This is a genomic window from Aminobacter sp. P4_D5 (assembly GCF_056401815.1).
In genome coordinates, this window is sequence record NZ_JBFUIP010000131.1 from 1 (window position 1) to 15,871 (window position 15,871).

At 61.7% G+C, this 15,871-nt stretch carries 14 protein-coding genes and 1 tRNA gene; 6 read left to right on the top strand and 9 right to left on the bottom strand.

All coding sequences use genetic code 11. The features are described 5' to 3' along the window. Positions 1-178: 178 nt before the first annotated feature. Positions 179-727 carry a hypothetical protein gene (locus AC1DWF_RS22745; RefSeq protein ID WP_476781604.1) on the bottom strand — a complete coding sequence of 183 codons (549 nt, stop codon included), beginning with the start codon at positions 725-727 and terminating at the stop codon, positions 179-181. Between the two features lie 225 nt (positions 728-952). Continuing rightward, a tRNA-Gly gene (locus tag AC1DWF_RS22750) sits at positions 953-1,027 on the bottom strand. Between the two features lie 213 nt (positions 1,028-1,240). Here AC1DWF_RS22750 and AC1DWF_RS22755 point away from each other — a divergent pair. The 4 genes from AC1DWF_RS22755 (at position 1,241) to AC1DWF_RS22770 (ending at position 3,781) form a co-directional block, all read left to right on the top strand. Next, positions 1,241-1,753: a prolyl-tRNA synthetase associated domain-containing protein gene (locus AC1DWF_RS22755; RefSeq protein WP_476781605.1), complete on the top strand. Its 513-nt coding sequence runs from the start codon at positions 1,241-1,243 to the stop codon at positions 1,751-1,753. 73 nt (positions 1,754-1,826) lie between these two features. Further along, positions 1,827-2,795, top strand: coding sequence for a thioredoxin (trxA, locus tag AC1DWF_RS22760; RefSeq protein WP_476842082.1), 969 nt, complete (start codon positions 1,827-1,829; stop codon positions 2,793-2,795). Between the two features lie 60 nt (positions 2,796-2,855). Further along, positions 2,856-3,527 carry an LON peptidase substrate-binding domain-containing protein gene (locus AC1DWF_RS22765; protein WP_476781607.1) on the top strand — a complete coding sequence of 224 codons (672 nt, stop codon included), beginning with the start codon at positions 2,856-2,858 and terminating at the stop codon, positions 3,525-3,527. A gap of 23 nt (positions 3,528-3,550) precedes the next feature. Beyond that, on the top strand, positions 3,551-3,781 hold the full coding sequence (locus AC1DWF_RS22770) for a Trm112 family protein (RefSeq protein WP_476788144.1): 231 nt from the start codon (positions 3,551-3,553) through the stop codon (positions 3,779-3,781). Positions 3,782-3,795: 14 nt separating this feature from the next. Here the strand turns inward: AC1DWF_RS22770 and AC1DWF_RS22775 are convergent, their stop codons facing one another. The 3 genes from AC1DWF_RS22775 to AC1DWF_RS22785 are packed head-to-tail and all read right to left on the bottom strand — an operon-like array spanning position 3,796 to position 9,543. After that, positions 3,796-7,143, bottom strand: a complete 3,348-nt coding sequence (locus AC1DWF_RS22775; protein ID WP_476781626.1) for an error-prone DNA polymerase — start codon at positions 7,141-7,143, stop codon at positions 3,796-3,798. 2 nt (positions 7,144-7,145) lie between these two features. Next, positions 7,146-8,609: a Y-family DNA polymerase gene (locus AC1DWF_RS22780; RefSeq protein ID WP_476781609.1), complete on the bottom strand. Its 1,464-nt coding sequence runs from the start codon at positions 8,607-8,609 to the stop codon at positions 7,146-7,148. Continuing rightward, positions 8,551-9,543 (bottom strand): ImuA family protein, encoded by a 993-nt coding sequence (locus tag AC1DWF_RS22785; RefSeq protein WP_476781610.1) that lies wholly within the window; start codon positions 9,541-9,543, stop codon positions 8,551-8,553. The genes AC1DWF_RS22780 and AC1DWF_RS22785 overlap by 59 nt, the downstream gene beginning before the upstream one ends. Before the next feature lie 192 nt (positions 9,544-9,735). On the opposite strand from AC1DWF_RS22785, the gene AC1DWF_RS22790 reads away from it, so the two are divergent. Continuing rightward, on the top strand, positions 9,736-10,158 hold the full coding sequence (locus AC1DWF_RS22790; RefSeq protein ID WP_476781611.1) for a metallopeptidase family protein: 423 nt from the start codon (positions 9,736-9,738) through the stop codon (positions 10,156-10,158). Between the two features lie 17 nt (positions 10,159-10,175). Here AC1DWF_RS22790 and AC1DWF_RS22795 read toward each other — a convergent pair whose 3' ends face one another. Together AC1DWF_RS22795 and AC1DWF_RS22800 are read right to left on the bottom strand one after the other, a co-directional pair. Continuing rightward, positions 10,176-10,385, bottom strand: a complete 210-nt coding sequence (locus tag AC1DWF_RS22795) for a DUF1737 domain-containing protein (RefSeq protein ID WP_476781612.1) — start codon at positions 10,383-10,385, stop codon at positions 10,176-10,178. Further along, the gene (locus tag AC1DWF_RS22800; protein ID WP_476781613.1) at positions 10,382-11,281 is read right to left on the bottom strand and encodes an HpcH/HpaI aldolase/citrate lyase family protein; all 900 of its coding nucleotides are present in this window, start codon (positions 11,279-11,281) and stop codon (positions 10,382-10,384) included. Before AC1DWF_RS22800 ends, AC1DWF_RS22795 begins: the two co-directional genes overlap by 4 nt. Before the next feature lie 97 nt (positions 11,282-11,378). On the opposite strand from AC1DWF_RS22800, the gene AC1DWF_RS22805 reads away from it, so the two are divergent. Further along, the gene (locus tag AC1DWF_RS22805; RefSeq protein WP_476781614.1) at positions 11,379-12,548 is read left to right on the top strand and encodes an NAD(P)/FAD-dependent oxidoreductase; all 1,170 of its coding nucleotides are present in this window, start codon (positions 11,379-11,381) and stop codon (positions 12,546-12,548) included. Between the two features lie 196 nt (positions 12,549-12,744). Here the strand turns inward: AC1DWF_RS22805 and AC1DWF_RS22810 are convergent, their stop codons facing one another. Then, complete coding sequence (locus AC1DWF_RS22810; protein WP_476781615.1) at positions 12,745-14,178, bottom strand: DUF1254 domain-containing protein; 1,434 nt, start codon at positions 14,176-14,178, stop codon at positions 12,745-12,747. 165 nt (positions 14,179-14,343) lie between these two features. Further along, positions 14,344-15,864, bottom strand: coding sequence for a DUF1254 domain-containing protein (locus AC1DWF_RS22815; RefSeq protein ID WP_476842083.1), 1,521 nt, complete (start codon positions 15,862-15,864; stop codon positions 14,344-14,346). Positions 15,865-15,871: the final 7 nt, after the last annotated feature.

Consider the following 15,871-nt stretch of genomic DNA (forward strand, 5'->3'; position numbering starts at 1 on the left):
CTTCCTGACCTGACTGGCAACCGGTGTACGCATACGCCTGAGGCTCCACGCAACGCTGACCCGACTATCCCTCAAATGATGGAATTGATCAATGCGTGCGATCTGACCGGGCGATTCCATAAGCTTCGCACATTGCCATGGCATCGCCCGCGGCAGGTGGTCGGCATGTTTGCACCATCTAGTTTCGGCTGAACTCGATCCGCGCCGTCACGACCTGCTCGCCGGTCTTGGGATGCGCTTCCACCGTCACGATCCGCATGCGCCCCGTGCCCAGGCTCGCCACCCGCATGCTTGCCACGCGCGGCCCAGAGCCTCTGTCCGGCCACCTGACCTTGAGGTTGAGCGTATCGCCTGATCGCGTGCCGGTAAGCTCAGCGGGGCCGCGTACCGACCCCAGATATGAACCGGAATAATGCAGGCCGTTGGCAATCAGGTCGACGCCGATATGGCGCGAAAAGACAGCTTTTGCCCGGCAGGCACCATCCAGATTGAGTTCGGAACCTTCAGCGCGCGAATCGAGATTGCAAGAGACGCTCATCGCCATCGCTTCAGGTTTCAACCGTATCTGACCCGAGCCATGCCAATTTCCTGAAAGGGTTTCGAGAAAATCCTTCTCGTCCGCCATTGCCGCGGAAAAGGTGAAGACTGCCAGAGGCAGGGCCATGATCGCCGGATGCATCTTGTTGCCGAACCTTGCCTGGAAAGCCGAAAGGCTTCGGTGTTCCACTGGTGTCCCGTGGGAACCAGCACGACTCTTTGCTCCCGCAAGGAGCCGACGCTCGTGATTTGGGGCAAGCCTATGAGCTACGGCTAATATTGTCAAAACCGCCGCCTGACCAGGCATGCGCCGACAACTATGCAAACAGTTCAGTGGAACACACGGCGCACCGCGCAAAGCAAAGCGGCCACCCGAAGGTGGCCGCTTTTGATGTTGGTTTTCCCTGAGGAAAACTGGAGCGGGTGAAGCGATTCGAACGCTCGACCCCAACCTTGGCAAGGTTGTGCTCTACCCCTGAGCTACACCCGCTCGCACGGCTCGTCGCCGCAACGGCTGCTATATGGCCGAACCTCGCGGTGAATGCAACAGGGAAAACGCCATCTTTTTTCGCTATTTTTCCAATGCCCGTGAAAGCCCGGATTTCCGCGGAAACCGCGCCTGTGGATGAACAAGGCGGGCTTGTCTTGGCCACGGGCTTTGCCCATAAACCCTCCCACCCAGCAATTTTTGGCGAAGGCTTTCATGACCGGCGCGACGAATCCCAAGACCAGGGCCGAGCTTTTGGCCTTCCTCGACACCCTCGGAATCACCGTCGAGACGCACGACCACCCGCCGCTTTACACGGTCGCGGATTCGCAGGCGCTGCGCGGCGCGATCCCCGGCGGGCACACCAAAAACCTTTTCCTCAAGGACAAGAAGGACAACTTCTTTCTCGTCACGGTGGATGAGGAAGCGAGCGTCGATCTCAAGCAGATCCATCAGCTGATCGGCGCGTCGAGCCGGGTTTCCTTCGGCAAGCCCGAGGCTTTGATGGAACTGCTCGGCGTGGCACCCGGCTCGGTCACCGTCTTCGGGCTGATCAACGACAGCTCAGGCAAGGTCAAGCTGGTCCTCGACAGTTCCCTGATGGAAAACGCCGTGATCAACGCCCACCCGCTGACCAATGAGGCCACGACCTCCATCGCCAGCAGCGACCTCTTGCTTTTCGTCGAGGCAACGGGCCACGATGCTGTTATCTTGAAAGTCTCGGGCTGATCGCCACATGGTTGCCTGACAGCCGCGCGGCCGAACAAGTCGCATGCGAGAACGACACACCGGAAGAGTGAAGATGAGCAACGAAAGCAATCCCTTCGGCGGCATGAGCAGCCAGTACGCCACCAACGTGCAGTTTGGCGCTGCGCCCGCCAATGGTGCTGCACCGGCGGCCGATCTCATCAAGGACACGACAACCGCCGGCTTTGCTGTCGACGTCATTCAGGAATCGCGCAACCAGCCGGTACTGGTCGACTTCTGGGCGCCCTGGTGCGGCCCGTGCAAGCAACTGACCCCGGTGATCGAGCGCGTCGTCCAGTCTGCCGGCGGGCGTGTGAAGCTGGTCAAGATGAACATCGACGATCATCCGGCGATTGCCGGCCAGCTCGGCATCCAGTCGATCCCCGCTGTCATCGCCTTCAAGAACGGCCAGCCGGTCGACGGTTTCATGGGTGCCGTGCCCGAGAGCCAGATTCGCGACTTCATCGACAAGATCGCAGGCAAGGATGGCGGCGCACCGCAGATCGCCGAGGCACTCGCGGCGGCAGCCGAAGCGCGCGGCGCCGGCGACATGCAGACGGCGGCACAGATCTATGATGCCGTGCTGGAACAGGCGCCCGACAATGTCGACGCCATCGCARCGCTTGCCGATATCCTGTTTGAGGCGGGCGATACGGTGGGTGCGAACGAGGTGCTGGCGCGTGCGCCGGAAGACAAGAAATCTGCCCCGGCACTTGTTTCGGTCCGCGCCAAGATCGCGCTTGCCGAAGAGGCGGCAGAACTTGGCGATTCCGCCGAGCTCGAACGCAAACTGGCGCAAGACCCCGGAGACCACCAGACGCGTTTCGACCTCGCCATGATCCAGAATGCCAACGGCCAGCGCGCCGAAGCGGCCGACAACCTGCTTGCCATCGTCAAGGCAGACCGGACCTGGAACGACGATGGCGCAAGAGCGCAGTTGCTCAAGCTTTTCGAAGCCTGGGGCTACACCAACGAAGTGACGCTCGCCACCCGGCGCAAGCTGTCGTCGCTGCTGTTTTCGTGACAGCAGCATCGCTGCGGCCTTGCGTTTGACCGCAACGGCCCGCAGCCCACTGAGGACAAGATGCAGGCAGGAAACGCGCATTACCGGCTCGACAGCGATCTGCCGACGACATTGGCGGTATTCCCACTGACAGGAGCGCTGCTACTGCCGGGCGGGCGCATGCCGCTGAACATCTTCGAGCCTCGTTACCTCCAGATGATCGACGATGCGATGGCCGGGTCCCGGCTGATCGGCATGATCCAGCCTTCGCTCGACGGCACGCTGCGTCCCGATGGCGAGCCGTCTTTGTGCCCCGTCGGCTGCATCGGCCGCATCACCTCGCTTGCCGAGACCGGTGACGGTCGCTACCTGATTTCGCTGCAGGGCGTCTGCCGCTTCCGCGTCGCCCAGGAACTGATGGTCAAGACGCCGTTCAGGCAGTGCAAGATCACCTCTTTCGCCGCCGACCTCGCCGAGGATAAGGCCGGTGCGGAAGTCGACCGGCCAGCGCTGCTCAGGGCCTTTCGTACGTACCTCCAGGCCAACGAGCTTGAGGCCGATTGGGAAAGCGTCAGCCGCGCTGACAACGCCATCCTGGTCAACGCGCTATCGATGATGGCGCCATATGGTGCCGCCGAAAAGCAGGCGCTGCTCGAAGCGCCCGATCTCAAGACCCGCGCCGAGACGCTGATCGCCATCACCGAAATGGCATTGGCGCGCGAAAACGACGAGTTTGGTTCGAGCCTGCAATAGGTCGGGCCAGCTGGGGAGCAATGATGGTCGAAACCACCAACAAGCGCGACATCGACGTCAAGCTGCTCGAATTGCTCGCATGTCCGCTGACCAAGGGGCCGCTGGCCTGGGATGCCGAACGCGGCGAACTGGTGTCCCGGCTCGCACGCCTTGCCTATCCTGTCCGTGACGGTATTCCGGTCATGCTGCCTTCCGAGGCCAGRCAAATTCTCGACACAGAGGCCGCGCCCAAAAAAACCTCGCCGACGGATTGATCTCGCACCTCCTGTCATTGGAAATTGCGCCCCTTGGGCATGACGCTACTGGCCTTGCGCGCAAGCCTTTCATAGCTCTGAACGACACGAGGATCCTTGGCGGCCTTGTCGGCAGCGCTTTGCCTGGTACCACTCGCCTGGACAGGTGAAGCTTGCGTCTTTTCATCCACTGACATTTGCATCTCTTCCGACATGGCGGCGAGCCAGTGCGTCAGGTCCTCCATCTTGTCGGCGACGATGTGGATCACGCCCGATTCCGTCTGCAGCTTGCCGCTGACACGGATGAATTTCGATCCCATGATCACAGCGCGGAAGCGGTCGAAGACCCGCGCCCAGACGATGACGTTAGCGACCGAATTTTCGTCCTCAAGCGTCAGGAAGATCGCATTGCCCTTGCCGGGACGCTGGCGAACCAGAACCAGCCCTGCCACCGAGACGCGCCTGCCGTCCGGCACGGAGGGAAGTCGGCCGTTCGGGGTGATACCGGCCTTGTCCAATCTCTGCCTGAGGAAAGCCACCGGATGCGCCTTCAGCGAAAGACCGAGCGAGCGGTAGTCGTGGATGATATGCTCGCCGAGCGGCATGGCGGGCAAAAACATCTGCGGCTCGTTGTCGGGCAAGTGAACGTCGGGCTGGTCGAACAGCGGCAGCATTTCGGCGGCACTCTTGCCGTCGAGCGCACGCACCGCCCATAAAGCCTCGCGCCGGTCGAGGTCGATCGAGCGGAAGGCATCGGCCTGGGCAAGCAGTTCGATCTCGCCGACATCGAGACCCGACCGCAGCCAGACATCGCGCACCGACTGGTATCCCTTGCCGCGTCGCGCAACGAAAGTTTCCACCTTCTTTTCGCCGAGGCCCTTGATCTGGCGGAAGCCCAGCCGGACGGCGTGACTGGTCTTGATGACATCGCGCATTTCGGCGTGCCGGGCACGGATTCGCTTGGGATCGAAACCGGAGCGTTCGAGCGTGCAGTCCCAATCGGAATGGTTGATGTCGACGGCCCGGATCTCGACACCATGGTCCTCGGCATCGCGGACCAGCTGTGCCGGCCGGTAAAAGCCCATCGGCTGCGAGTTCAGGATCGCCGCGCAGAAGACGTCCGGGTAATAGGCCTTGAACCAGCATGAGGCGTAGACGAGCAGCGCGAAGGCCGCGGCATGGCTTTCGGGAAAACCATATTCGCCAAAGCCCTCGATCTGCTTGAAGCAGCGTTCGGCGAAGTCGCGCTCGTAGCCGCGCGTGACCATGCCTTTTACCATCCTATCACGGTAATTTCCGATGGTGCCGGTGCGCTTGAAGGTGGCCATGGCACGCCTGAGTTGGTCGGCTTCGCCAGGCGTGAAGCCACCGGCGACGATGGCGATCTTCATCGCCTGTTCCTGGAATAGCGGCACACCCAACGTCTTGCCCAGAATTTCCTCAAGCTCCGGCTTGGGAAATACGTGATCCTCCTTGCCTTGCCGCCGCCTGAGATATGGATGCACCATATCGCCCTGGATCGGGCCGGGTCGGACAATCGCGACCTCGATGACGAGGTCATAGAAYTCGCGCGGCTTGAGGCGCGGCAACATCGACATCTGCGCCCGGCTCTCGATCTGGAAGACGCCGAGCGTGTCGGCGCGGCAGATCATGTCATAGACCTTTTGGTCCTCCGGCGGCAGCGTCGCCAGCGTATATGGCCGCCCATACGGGTCGCGCTCGTCGTAATGCGCCTCAAGCAAGCCGAAGGCCTTGCGCAGGCAAGTCAGCATGCCGAGCGCCAGGACATCGACCTTCAAGATGCCGACGGCATCGAGGTCGTCCTTGTCCCACTCGACCATCTTGCGCTCGTCCATCGCCGTCTTGACGATCGGCACGATCTCGTCGAGCCGGTCGCGGGTGATGACGAAGCCGCCGACATGCTGGGACAGATGGCGCGGAAAACCCATGATGCCGTTGGCATGTTCGATCACATGCCTGGTCAGCGGGTCGGCCTTGTCGAGCCCACCGGCTGCCGTTTCCCTCTCGCCAAGCTCGGACGAATACCAGCCCCAGATCGACCCGGATAACGCGCCCCTGACGTCATCCGACAAGCCCATCGCCTTGGCGACCTCGCGCAATGCCGAGCGGCCGCGATAGGTGACGACGGAGGCCGCGAGCGCGGTGCGCTTGGAGCTGTATTTCTCATAAATGAAGGCGATGACCTCATCGCGTCGCTCATGTTCAAAGTCGACGTCGATGTCTGGCGGCTCACCACGCTCCACCGAGATGAAGCGCTCGAAAAGGACATCGACGATATCGGGGCCGACATCGGTGATGCCGATGCAAAAGCAGATGACGGAGTTGGCCGCCGACCCGCGCCCCTGGCACAATATGCCCTTCGAGCGGGCAAACTGGACGATGTCGTGCACGGTGAGAAAATAGCGGGCATAGTTGAGCTTTTCGACGATGCCAAGCTCATGCCGGATGATCCCCTGCACCTTCTCCGAAACACCATCCGGATAGCGTTTTTTCGCCCCTTCCCAAGTCAGCCTTTCCAATTCCGCCTGCGGTTCGAGACCCGATTCCGTCGGTTCGTCGGGGTAGTTGTATTTGAGTTCCTTCAGTGAAAAATTCAGGCTTTCGGCGAAGCGCAGCGTCTCTGCCAGGGCTTCCGGATGCCGCCTAAAAAGGCGGCTCATATCCACGGGCCCTTTCAAATGGCGCTCGGCATTCGCCTTCAGTTCGAACCCCGCCTCGGTGACCGGCACATTGAGACGGATTGCCGTCAAGACGTCATGGAGCGGGCGCTGGCTCGGCGCGTGGTAAAGCGCATCATTGGTCGCCATCAGCGGCAATCCTGCCATCGCCGCCATGGCAACAGCCTGCTCTATCCTGAAACGATCATTGCCGCCGAAATTCGGAGCGACCGCCAGCCACAAGGAGGCACCAAAACGTTCCTTGAGGCTGCGCAGAAGCGCGACGTCGTCTTCCGTGGCGGCCACGACGTCGGGCAGCACGGCGAGCGACAGCAGATCACCCCACTCGAAAAGGTCGTCCTTGTAGAGAAGCGGCGCGCCCTTTTCGCTTTCATCCCGGGTATTGGCCTGGGTGAGCATGCGGCACAGGTGCCCCCAGCCCTTGCGATCCCTAGGATAGGCAAGAATGTCGGGCGTGCCATCGGCAAAAACCAGTCGGCAGCCGGGATGATAGGCAAGCCCTTCCGTATCGGCCATCTTCCAGGCGCGCACGGTGCCCGCGACAGTGTTGCAATCGGCAAGGCCGATCGCAGAAATCCCCAGAAATTTCGCCGCGATCACCAGTTCTTCCGGCGCGGAAGCACCGCGCAGGAAGGAGAAATTTGACTGGATGCCGAATTCGGCGTAGCTCGTGGCGGCGATCATGTTCACGCGAAAACCCCATGCAGGAACCAGCGCGGAGCCGTTGCTTGCGCACCATAAAGGCCCTGCCGGTAGAGCCAATAGCGGCGGCCATCGGCATCTTCGACGCGGTAATAATCCCGAGTTGGCGCCTCATTTCCCTCGCGCCACCATTCAGGTGCGATGCGTTCCGGCCCCTCGGCCCGCGTCACGCGATGCACGGCACGGCGCCAGCGGAAATGCGGCGGCGGACCATCGGGCACCTCAGTCAACGGAACGTCGATAGGCTCAGGCAAGCGGAACAGGCGAATGGGACGCTCCAGCCGGCCAGGCTGGGGGCTACGCCGTGCCTTGCCCGCCTTTGCGAATGCCTTCCGGTTTTCCTCCTGCGCATAAGAAGCAACAGTAGCGGCACGCTCTGGCAGGTGACTTTCAGCGGGAACAGGTTCGAGGACGGCGGCCTCGCCGAGCCGAGCCGTCACCCGGTCGGCAAAGATCGCCAACCCCTCGCCATCATCTTCGACCTCGCCGGCAAGATCGCCCTGGCGTGCATCGAAACGGGCTGTCGAAAGTGCCGACAGGCGGACGAGATCGAAGCCACAGCCGGCATCGATGGTCTCGCCAAGCGCTGTCAGCCGTTCATGAAACAGCTTTCGCACCAGCCCAGCTTCGCGGATCGGCCGTGAGGCCCCGACCGTGATGCGGCTGACCATGCCGTCGACCCGAAACAGCAAAAGCTCGAGCGTGCGCGCACCTTCCTCGCGACGCTCGAGATCGATCTTGAGCGTCGCGGCAAGCAGGCCGACCAGCCGCTCGACATCATCGATCAGCGAAAGCGGGTCGGCGAGATGCCGCTCGACCGAAAGGGGCGCCACCGGCAGGCGCGGCGAAACCGCCTCCTCCAGATGTCCAAGGCCCTGGTCGAGCCGCTCGATGAGTGTTGCGCCGAAACGCCGGACAAGCGGCGCGCGCGGTCCATCCATGATCGCGCCGACGGTGCGCAGCCCGACACTTTCGAGGCTTGTCTTCGTTTTCGGATCAAGCCGCAGCGCCGATAGCGGCAGGCGGGCGAAGAAGTTGCGCTCGCTGCCTGGCGCAATAATCTGGCCAGCGGCAAAATGCGCCGCAGCCCACGCCGCTCCCGGCGTGGAGGCAAGGCCTGCACGGACATCAAAGCCCTGGTGGAAAAACCGCGCCATCAGATCGGCGAGCAGGGCTTTTTCGCCGCCAAAGAGATGGGTACAGCCGGTGATGTCGAGGAACAGCCCGTTTTCACCGTCGAGCGCGACAAGCGGCGTGTAGCGGTCGCACCAGTCGGCGAGGCTTTCGAGCAGCCGGCGATCGGCCTCGGGATCGGCCTCGACGATGTCGATATCAGGATGCATGGCGCGCGCCTCGGCGATGCCCATTCCCGGCCTAAGCCTGCGGGCTTCAGCCTGCTCGTCGAGGGCGGCGATGCGCTGGGCGTTGTTCTCGCGATGGCTGATCACCAGGGGCTGGCTCGGCCGCGGACCTGAACGCCAGGACCGTCCCAGCCGCCGCCGCAGGATCCGCTCGGCCGCGAGATGGGGAAACCACAGCGACACGATTCTCTGGGCTGTCTCTTCTTTCTTCGAAGGTGTGTGCATTTGGGTTCCATTCCAGAATAAATTTGCCGGCAAGTGCGGCGCGACTCTTGCCGATTTCGACAGTGACGGCGGGCGGGCCGATGGAACCGGCGAGCGGACCAGCGATCGTGCGCCGAAGCGAGGCTGGCGCTGGCGAGGCGATGAGCCGGACGGGTGCGGCGGTCGGTTCCGGCTCGGCCGACTGGCGCAACAGGAGCACTGGCCGGCCGGCCTCCTGAGCGCGACGGTGAAGCCGCCGTGTCGCTGTGAGATCCAGCCCGCGCGGATTGCCGCGCAACTCGACGATGACGGTGGCAATCTCGTCGATGCCGGTGGCTTCCTCGGCGATCCACAGCGCATCCGTCGGCTTGGGCGCCTCGGCAATAAGCAGGCGATCCGGCGCAAGGCCGAAAAGCCAATCCACGCCCCCCGCATAAGGAAGCCCGGCCTCCCTGAAGATTTCGGCGGTGCCGATCCACAACACCAGCGCGCCCGGCTTCCGGCAGGCCTTGAGCATGAGGCTGACAAGACAAAGAGCCAGGCCCGCGGCGGCCCCTGCATTGCGCGTTTGGGTGCCATGGATTTCGGTCAGCGCGGCTTTCGGCAACCCACCGCCCAAGGCCTCGTCGAGTCGCTCGACGCCGGTCGGCAACAAGAAGTCGCGCGCCGAGGCAACGCCGTTACGACGGACCAGCACGCCTGAAGGCGCCGGGCTGTCGGAGGGCGACACCAGCAGTTCGGGCAGCGTGCCTTCGATTTTCGCTATCTTCTGGCGCAGGGCAAAAACGACGTCCCGCGCCACGGCGCTGGTTGCCATGTCGATCTGCCTTCGATTAGTTGTTCCTGTTATGTTCTTATAGATTCCAGAGGCGCCCGTGAGAGTCAAGCCGATTCATGGGGAATTTATTCCTCTCCCGGGAACAGCTGCTCACCGCTTATTTATCGCCGGTGCGGCAAAAGCCTCGTAAGCACTGCAGCGAACGGCTATATGCCCTCAAAAGGAAGAATAATGGCCCGTATCTACAAAACCCGCGCCTGGCACGACCAGCTTTCGCCCTCGATCGAGGAGATGGAGCTTCTGTCGCTCGAAGCCTATGCGCATCTGCCGGAGGAGTTTCGCCAGCTGACTGGCGAGGTCGTCATCCAGATGGCGGAATTCCCCACCGACGAGATCATGGACGACCTGTCGCTGGAAACGCCTTTCGACCTGCTCGGCCTGTTCGAAGGGCGCGGCATCGCCGAGCGCTGGAACCCGCAGACCGGCGAAGGCCCCAACCGCGTGACGCTCTACCGCCGCGCCATTCTCGACTACTGGTCCGAGAATGAGGAGACTTTGGGCGACATCGTCACCCATGTGCTGATCCATGAGATCGGGCACCATTTCGGCCTTTCCGACGAGGACATGGAAAGGCTGGAGGAAGCCGCCGAATAGCGGCAGCTCCCGAAAGGTCAAAAATCGCTGAGCTTGGTGACGCCGGCCTCGTAGTCGTGGCCCTCGACATCTTTCACCACGGCCTGGCCGCAGCGCATGGTCTTGGTTTCCGTGTCGAAGGCATAGGTCGGCGAGCCGAACAGGTGCCAGCCCTTGTTCATCGCAGCGGTGACCTTGTGGCAGAAGGTGGCGTCGTCGGGGCCGGTCAGGAAGCGGTAGAGTTTCATTTTTCGTCTCCCGTCATTTCAGCGATCATCGCGGCCCTCGCCAGTACCTTCTCGGCCTGGACCAGATGCAGCCGCTCGACCATCTTGCCACCGAGCGAGATTACACCGCGCGAGGCGTTTTCGGGAAGCGCGAAGGCATCCGCAATGGTACGCGCTTCGGCAAGGGCTTCGACAGACGGCGAAAACGCCGCGTTGGCGCCCGCGATCTGGGCGGGATGGATGACGGTCTTGCCGTCGAATCCCATGGCGGATGCCTCGGCGCAATCGCGCACGAAGGCTGCGATATCGCGAAAATCGTTGGACACGCCGTCGAGCATGTCGAGGCCGCCGGCACGCGCGGCAAGCACCATCTGCATCAGCCAGGGCATCAAATAGCGCCGGTCGGGCGTCATCAGAACGCCGGTTTCCTTGACGATGTCGTTGGTGCCGGCAACCAGGCAGGTAAGCCGCGAGGCCGGGTCGCGGCCAAGCTCGGCAATGGCACCGATGTTGATCAGCGCGCGCGGTGTCTCGACCATCGCCCACAGCTTCATCTCGTCGGGCGCGTCATTGTCGTCGAGCACATCGCCGGCCTCCAATATGTCGCGCGGCGTGGCGACCTTGGGCAACAGCACGCCGTCGACATTCCAACCGCTCGCGGCCGTGAGGTCGTCGGCGCCCCACTCGCTCGACAGAGCATTGATGCGCACGACGAATTCCTTGTTGCTCGCCGGGCGTGCGGCCAGAAACTGCCCGAGCCTTTCGCGGGCCGAAACCTTCTCCTGCGGCAGCACCGCGTCCTCGAGGTCGAGGACGACAGCGTCGCAGGCAAGCGAGGCGAGCTTGGCCAGCGCCTTTTCGTTGGTGGCGGGCACATAAAGCACCGAACGGCGCGGGCGCGAGACAGAATGTGACATCTGGTCTTCTTGCCCGGCAATGCTGGCCCTTGCAAGGTCTTGCGGGGTGGTGGCGTAACTGCTTTTGTCCTCCATCAGCAACAGACGGGAACACTCCATGGCACGCTACGACGTGGTCATAACAGGCGGCGCGATCGTCGGCAGCTCGATCGCCTATTATCTGCGCGAGGAGGGTTTTACCGGCTCGATCGCGCTGATCGAGCGCGACCCGCAATTCGCCCATGCGGCAACCACGCTGTCCTGCGCTTCGATCCGCCAGCAATTCTCGATCCCCGAAAACATCCGCCTGTCGCAGTTCACACTTGGCCTGTTTAGGCGCCTCAAGGACGAATTCGGCCCCGACGCCGACATCGGCTTCCGCGAGGGCGGCTATCTCATCTTGGCCGGCGACCACGGTTTTCCCATCCTCAAGGCCAATCATGAGGCGCAGATGGCCGAGGGTGCCGACATCGTGCTTGAGGATGCCGAGCAGCTGGCCAAGCGCTTTTCCTGGATTTCGACCGAGGGCATTTCCGCCGGCGCATATGGCCGTACCGGCGAAGGCTGGTTCGATGCGCACGCCATGCTCGGCCTGTTCCGCAAGGCGCTCAAAACCAAAAACATCGACCTGATCACATCAGAGGTGGTCGGCATCGAGCGCCAGGGCAACCGCATCGTTGCCGTCACGCTAGCCACTGGCGAGCGGCTGGAGGCCGGCACGGTGTTCAACGCCGCCGGTCCGAATGCCGGCAAAGTGTCTGAGATGGCTGGCATCGTGCTGCCGGTCGAGCCGCGCAAGCGCAATGTCTTTGTCTTCGAAGCGCGCGACAAGTTTGCCGACATGCCGCTGATGGTCGACCCGAGCGGGGTCTATGTCCGCCCTGAAGGTTCGGTCTACATCACAGGCGGTGCCGAGAGCGAGGACGGCGAGTTGGCCGCCGATGCCACCGACTTCAACCCCGACTGGTCGCTGTTCGAAGAGGTGATCTGGCCTGCTTTGGCGACGCGCGTGCCGGCCTTCGAGGCGATCAAGGCAACACAGGCCTGGGTCGGGCATTACGACTACAACGCGCTCGACCAGAACGCAGTCATCGGCCCGCATCCCGAGGTKACMAACTTCATCTTCGCCAACGGCTTTTCCGGCCACGGCCTGCAGCAGGCGCCGGCGGTGGGCAAGGCGCTGGCCGAGCTTGTGGTGCATGGCGGCTACCGGACCATCGACTGCTCGGCCTTCGGCTACCAGCGCATCGCGGAGGGCAGCGCGTTCCGCGAGCTGAACGTGATCTAATCTCGCCCCTCACCCTCTCCTCGTGAAAAACAAGGATAGGGTGGGGGCGAAGAATTTGTCCACGGTAGATCAGTGTCTGTGTCGGGAGTTGCCCCCTTACCGGGGCGCAAGCCCGGTCCGGTTTCGGCTATGCAGCAACCCGCCCGGCTTCCCCGTCACCGTGGTTCCAGCTTGAGGCGAAGAACAACCGCAAAGTTTATGAGACCTGTTTCACACCGGGTGGCTGCCAAGTGCCCTGGCCCGCAGGCAGGATCGAAGGTGGCGTAGGCTTCGGCCAATACAAGCGCAAAACGAGGTAGATTTTGTCATCGGGTGCCGGAAGCCAGTTTGCTTCCTTGTCCGCGCCGGGGCTGTCTTTTTGAAGATACAGCGTCAGCGAGCCGTCGGCGTCCTTTTTCATCGCCGGCAACATCGGAGAGTTGATGAGGTAGCGATTGATCGGGTTCTTGACCAAGAGCTGGCTCTTGCCGTCATACATCGTAACGGACCAGAACGCGTTCACCGGCGGCAACTGGCCGGGTGCGAAGGTGATGGTGTAATTGTGCTTGCTGCCGTCGAGCGTCTCGCCGGCCGCATCCACTCGGGTGTAGGGGTACATGGCCTCTACGGCGTCGTTACCGTAGAGACCGCCCTTGGCTGCGCCGGCCCGCATCAACCAATCGCCGTTGAAGAAGGCTTCGTCGCCAAAAATCGAGCCGACATTCCAGCCGTTGATGACCTTGTTTCCGCTGGCCAGCCATTTGTCGACCTTGCCGTCGCCCTGCTTCATGGCCACCAGAATTTCGGCTTTGTGTTCGAGCGATAATTCCTTGAAATCGAAGGTCTTGCCGGGGCCGATGCCAATCTTGGCAAGTTTCGCGCGAACAGCCTGGTCCCTTGGCGTCTCGGGCACGAATTGCAGCGCCGCGTCGAGATATTCAAAGAAGTTATCCTTGATGCCGGCCGTGGTGGCGGGAACGAAATTGATCGTCGGCGCGGCCGGCGGTGCCGGGAGCTTGAGAAAGGCAGAAAGCGGCTGAGCTTTGTAGCCGGCCTGGAATTTCTCGACGTTCGGCATGTCTTCGGGGTTGAAGAGCTGCGTGCGGAGAAGCGAGAACGTGAACGGCGTCGTCGATCGGAAGACCTTCTTGATCCCGGCGGGCGTTTCACCCTTCCAGTCGGGGCCGACCACCAAATAGTCGCCCGGCTCGGTCCCCGTGGCGCGCGAGCCGATATAGCCATAGTTGTAGGTGTTGCCGTCGATGAGCTGGACCGAGTAGTAGCGCTCCTTTTCGATCGCCGGCACCGAGATGACCATCGGTTCAGCCCGCAAATCCAGCCACGTCATCGAGTAAGGCGTATCGCTGTTCGGCGTGATGACAGCCGTATCCGCCGGGGTGGCGACATGGTGCATGTTGTTGATTTCGTTGAATGGCGCCTTGAACTGCCCCGAATTCCTGTCGACAGCGAACTCTTGCATGACCGCATAATTCATCACCAGCGGCAGGCCGTAGATAAAGCCTTCCTCGGCGATGTCCTTGGCCTCGATGATGCCGGGGTGGCTCTGCGCCATCAGCAGGCTTGGCCTCGCAATCGCAGCGCCGGCGGCGATCGCCGCAGCGGAGCGAAGTAGATCTCGCTTCGTCAACATTTGCCGTACTCCTCTTATTGTTCGATGAGTTGTCGAATCGATTCGAGCGGCAGGCAACTCCGGCGCAAGACCCGGTCCGGATCCGGCTATGCAGCAGGGCTGCCACGCTGCTCCGGGGCCGAAAGCCCCGGATATGCCCGACAAAAGCGTTGCCTTCCGCATTCCCTATCTGACGAGTTCGATCTCGCCTGGCTTCCAGGTCTTGTCGAACCATGACTCCAGTGGGCCATAGAGGCGAAGGAGAACGTTCCAACCCTTGCCAGGAACTGTCTGGACCCAGTTGGCCTCATGGCCTTCCGGCGCTGTCGGGCCGAACCAGACATCCACCGAGGAGTCAGCGTTGATCACAATGTCTTTCTTGTCGCTGCCAATGCTTGGAAATTGCTGGTCTGTCTGCAGCATCGAACGCGTCTGATTGTCGTACACCACGAACGACCAGAATTCCTTTGCCGGAATGTTTGGCGGCAGGTGCACCTTGTAGGTCTTGCTGCCATCGAACGGCTTGCCGTCCTTGTCGGTCGTGGCACCGGCATATTGCGAACCGATGCCGACGCGCTTTATCGCCATGGCCGGCGTGACGCCCGTCGCGTAGTAGTGAAACAGAACACGGGCATCCAGATAGCGTACGCCGGACTGCAGAAGAAACTCGTAGCTGCCGCCGACAAAGCCGGTGAACCAGGCACTGTCCGGATAATAATACGCGTCCTTCATGCGGGTCTTGAAGGTGATGGTGCGCGCCGTCGCGTTGCCGACGGCCACGGCTTCAGTGAGTATCTTCTTCATCCGCTCGTCGGGTGCGAAGGGTTTGCCCTTTTCGATGCCGATGGCGGCGAGCTGTCCCAGCACTTCCGGGTGATAGGCCTCGTTCGGCTCGTATTGAACGATGTTGTTCACTTCCTCGTAGAAATGGAAATCATTGGCATGGATGGTGTTGTACTCCTTGCCCGAGGAATTGATGATCTTCATCGGCGGCGGGTTGTCAGCGTCCGAAAGAAGATAGACTTTGGCGAACTTCTTGGTGTTTTCGACCGCAGTCGCGGTGCTGCCCTCCTTGAGGAAGCCACGCCAGAAGAAGAGGTTTCCGTAAGTCGAGGTTCGAAGCGCGAAATAGCCTTCAGGTATCTCGCCCTCATAGCCCGGCGGCAAAAGCAGGTATTTCCCCCCTTTGCCCTTGTCCGGGCCGGCATTGCCGACATCGCCGACATATTCGAACCAGTGGTTGTCGATCATGCCCAGGATATCGGGTGGTGTTTCGATGACCAATGGCCCGGCCTTGGTGTCCAGCCACATGAGATTGTAGATGCTTTCGGTGTTGCCGGTCAGGAACAGCGAACGCGAGTCCATGAGGTTTTCGAAGATCAGGATGGATTGGTTGTCGTTGGCGCCCTGGCTGGCGATGCCAACCCGGAGAGCTTCGACGGAAGCACCAGGCATGGCATTGAGAAAAGCGTCGACGCCACGCATGAAATCGAGATTGTCGTAGATCTTCTCCGAAGTAGCGTCATCCGGGAAGCCATCGAAAAAGTTCAGCTTGCCAAGCCTGGTGTCCAGGCTCTCCGGCGTGATGATCGAATCCGGTATCGGCGTTGTCATCTTCATCTTTGGCGCCGTATCGGCGGAAGCGACTCCCAAGCCCATCATTGCCACCGCAGCGGTGGCACAAAGCAGTCTCGTCATGCGCATGATTGCCCTC

Bases quoted from the DNA above. Each gene is read 5' to 3' on its own strand.
- AC1DWF_RS22755 (WP_476781605.1), top strand. From the start codon at position 1,241: ATGACCGGCGCGACGAATCCCAAGACCAGGGCCGAGCTTTTGGCCTTC.
- AC1DWF_RS22765 (WP_476781607.1), top strand. From the start codon at position 2,856: ATGCAGGCAGGAAACGCGCATTACCGGCTCGACAGCGATCTGCCGACG.
- AC1DWF_RS22785 (WP_476781610.1), bottom strand. From the start codon at position 9,543: ATGGCAACCAGCGCCGTGGCGCGGGACGTCGTTTTTGCCCTGCGCCAG.
- AC1DWF_RS22790 (WP_476781611.1), top strand. From the start codon at position 9,736: ATGGCCCGTATCTACAAAACCCGCGCCTGGCACGACCAGCTTTCGCCC.
- AC1DWF_RS22795 (WP_476781612.1), bottom strand. From the start codon at position 10,385: ATGAAACTCTACCGCTTCCTGACCGGCCCCGACGACGCCACCTTCTGC.
- AC1DWF_RS22800 (WP_476781613.1), bottom strand. From the start codon at position 11,281: ATGTCACATTCTGTCTCGCGCCCGCGCCGTTCGGTGCTTTATGTGCCC.
- AC1DWF_RS22810 (WP_476781615.1), bottom strand. From the start codon at position 14,178: ATGTTGACGAAGCGAGATCTACTTCGCTCCGCTGCGGCGATCGCCGCC.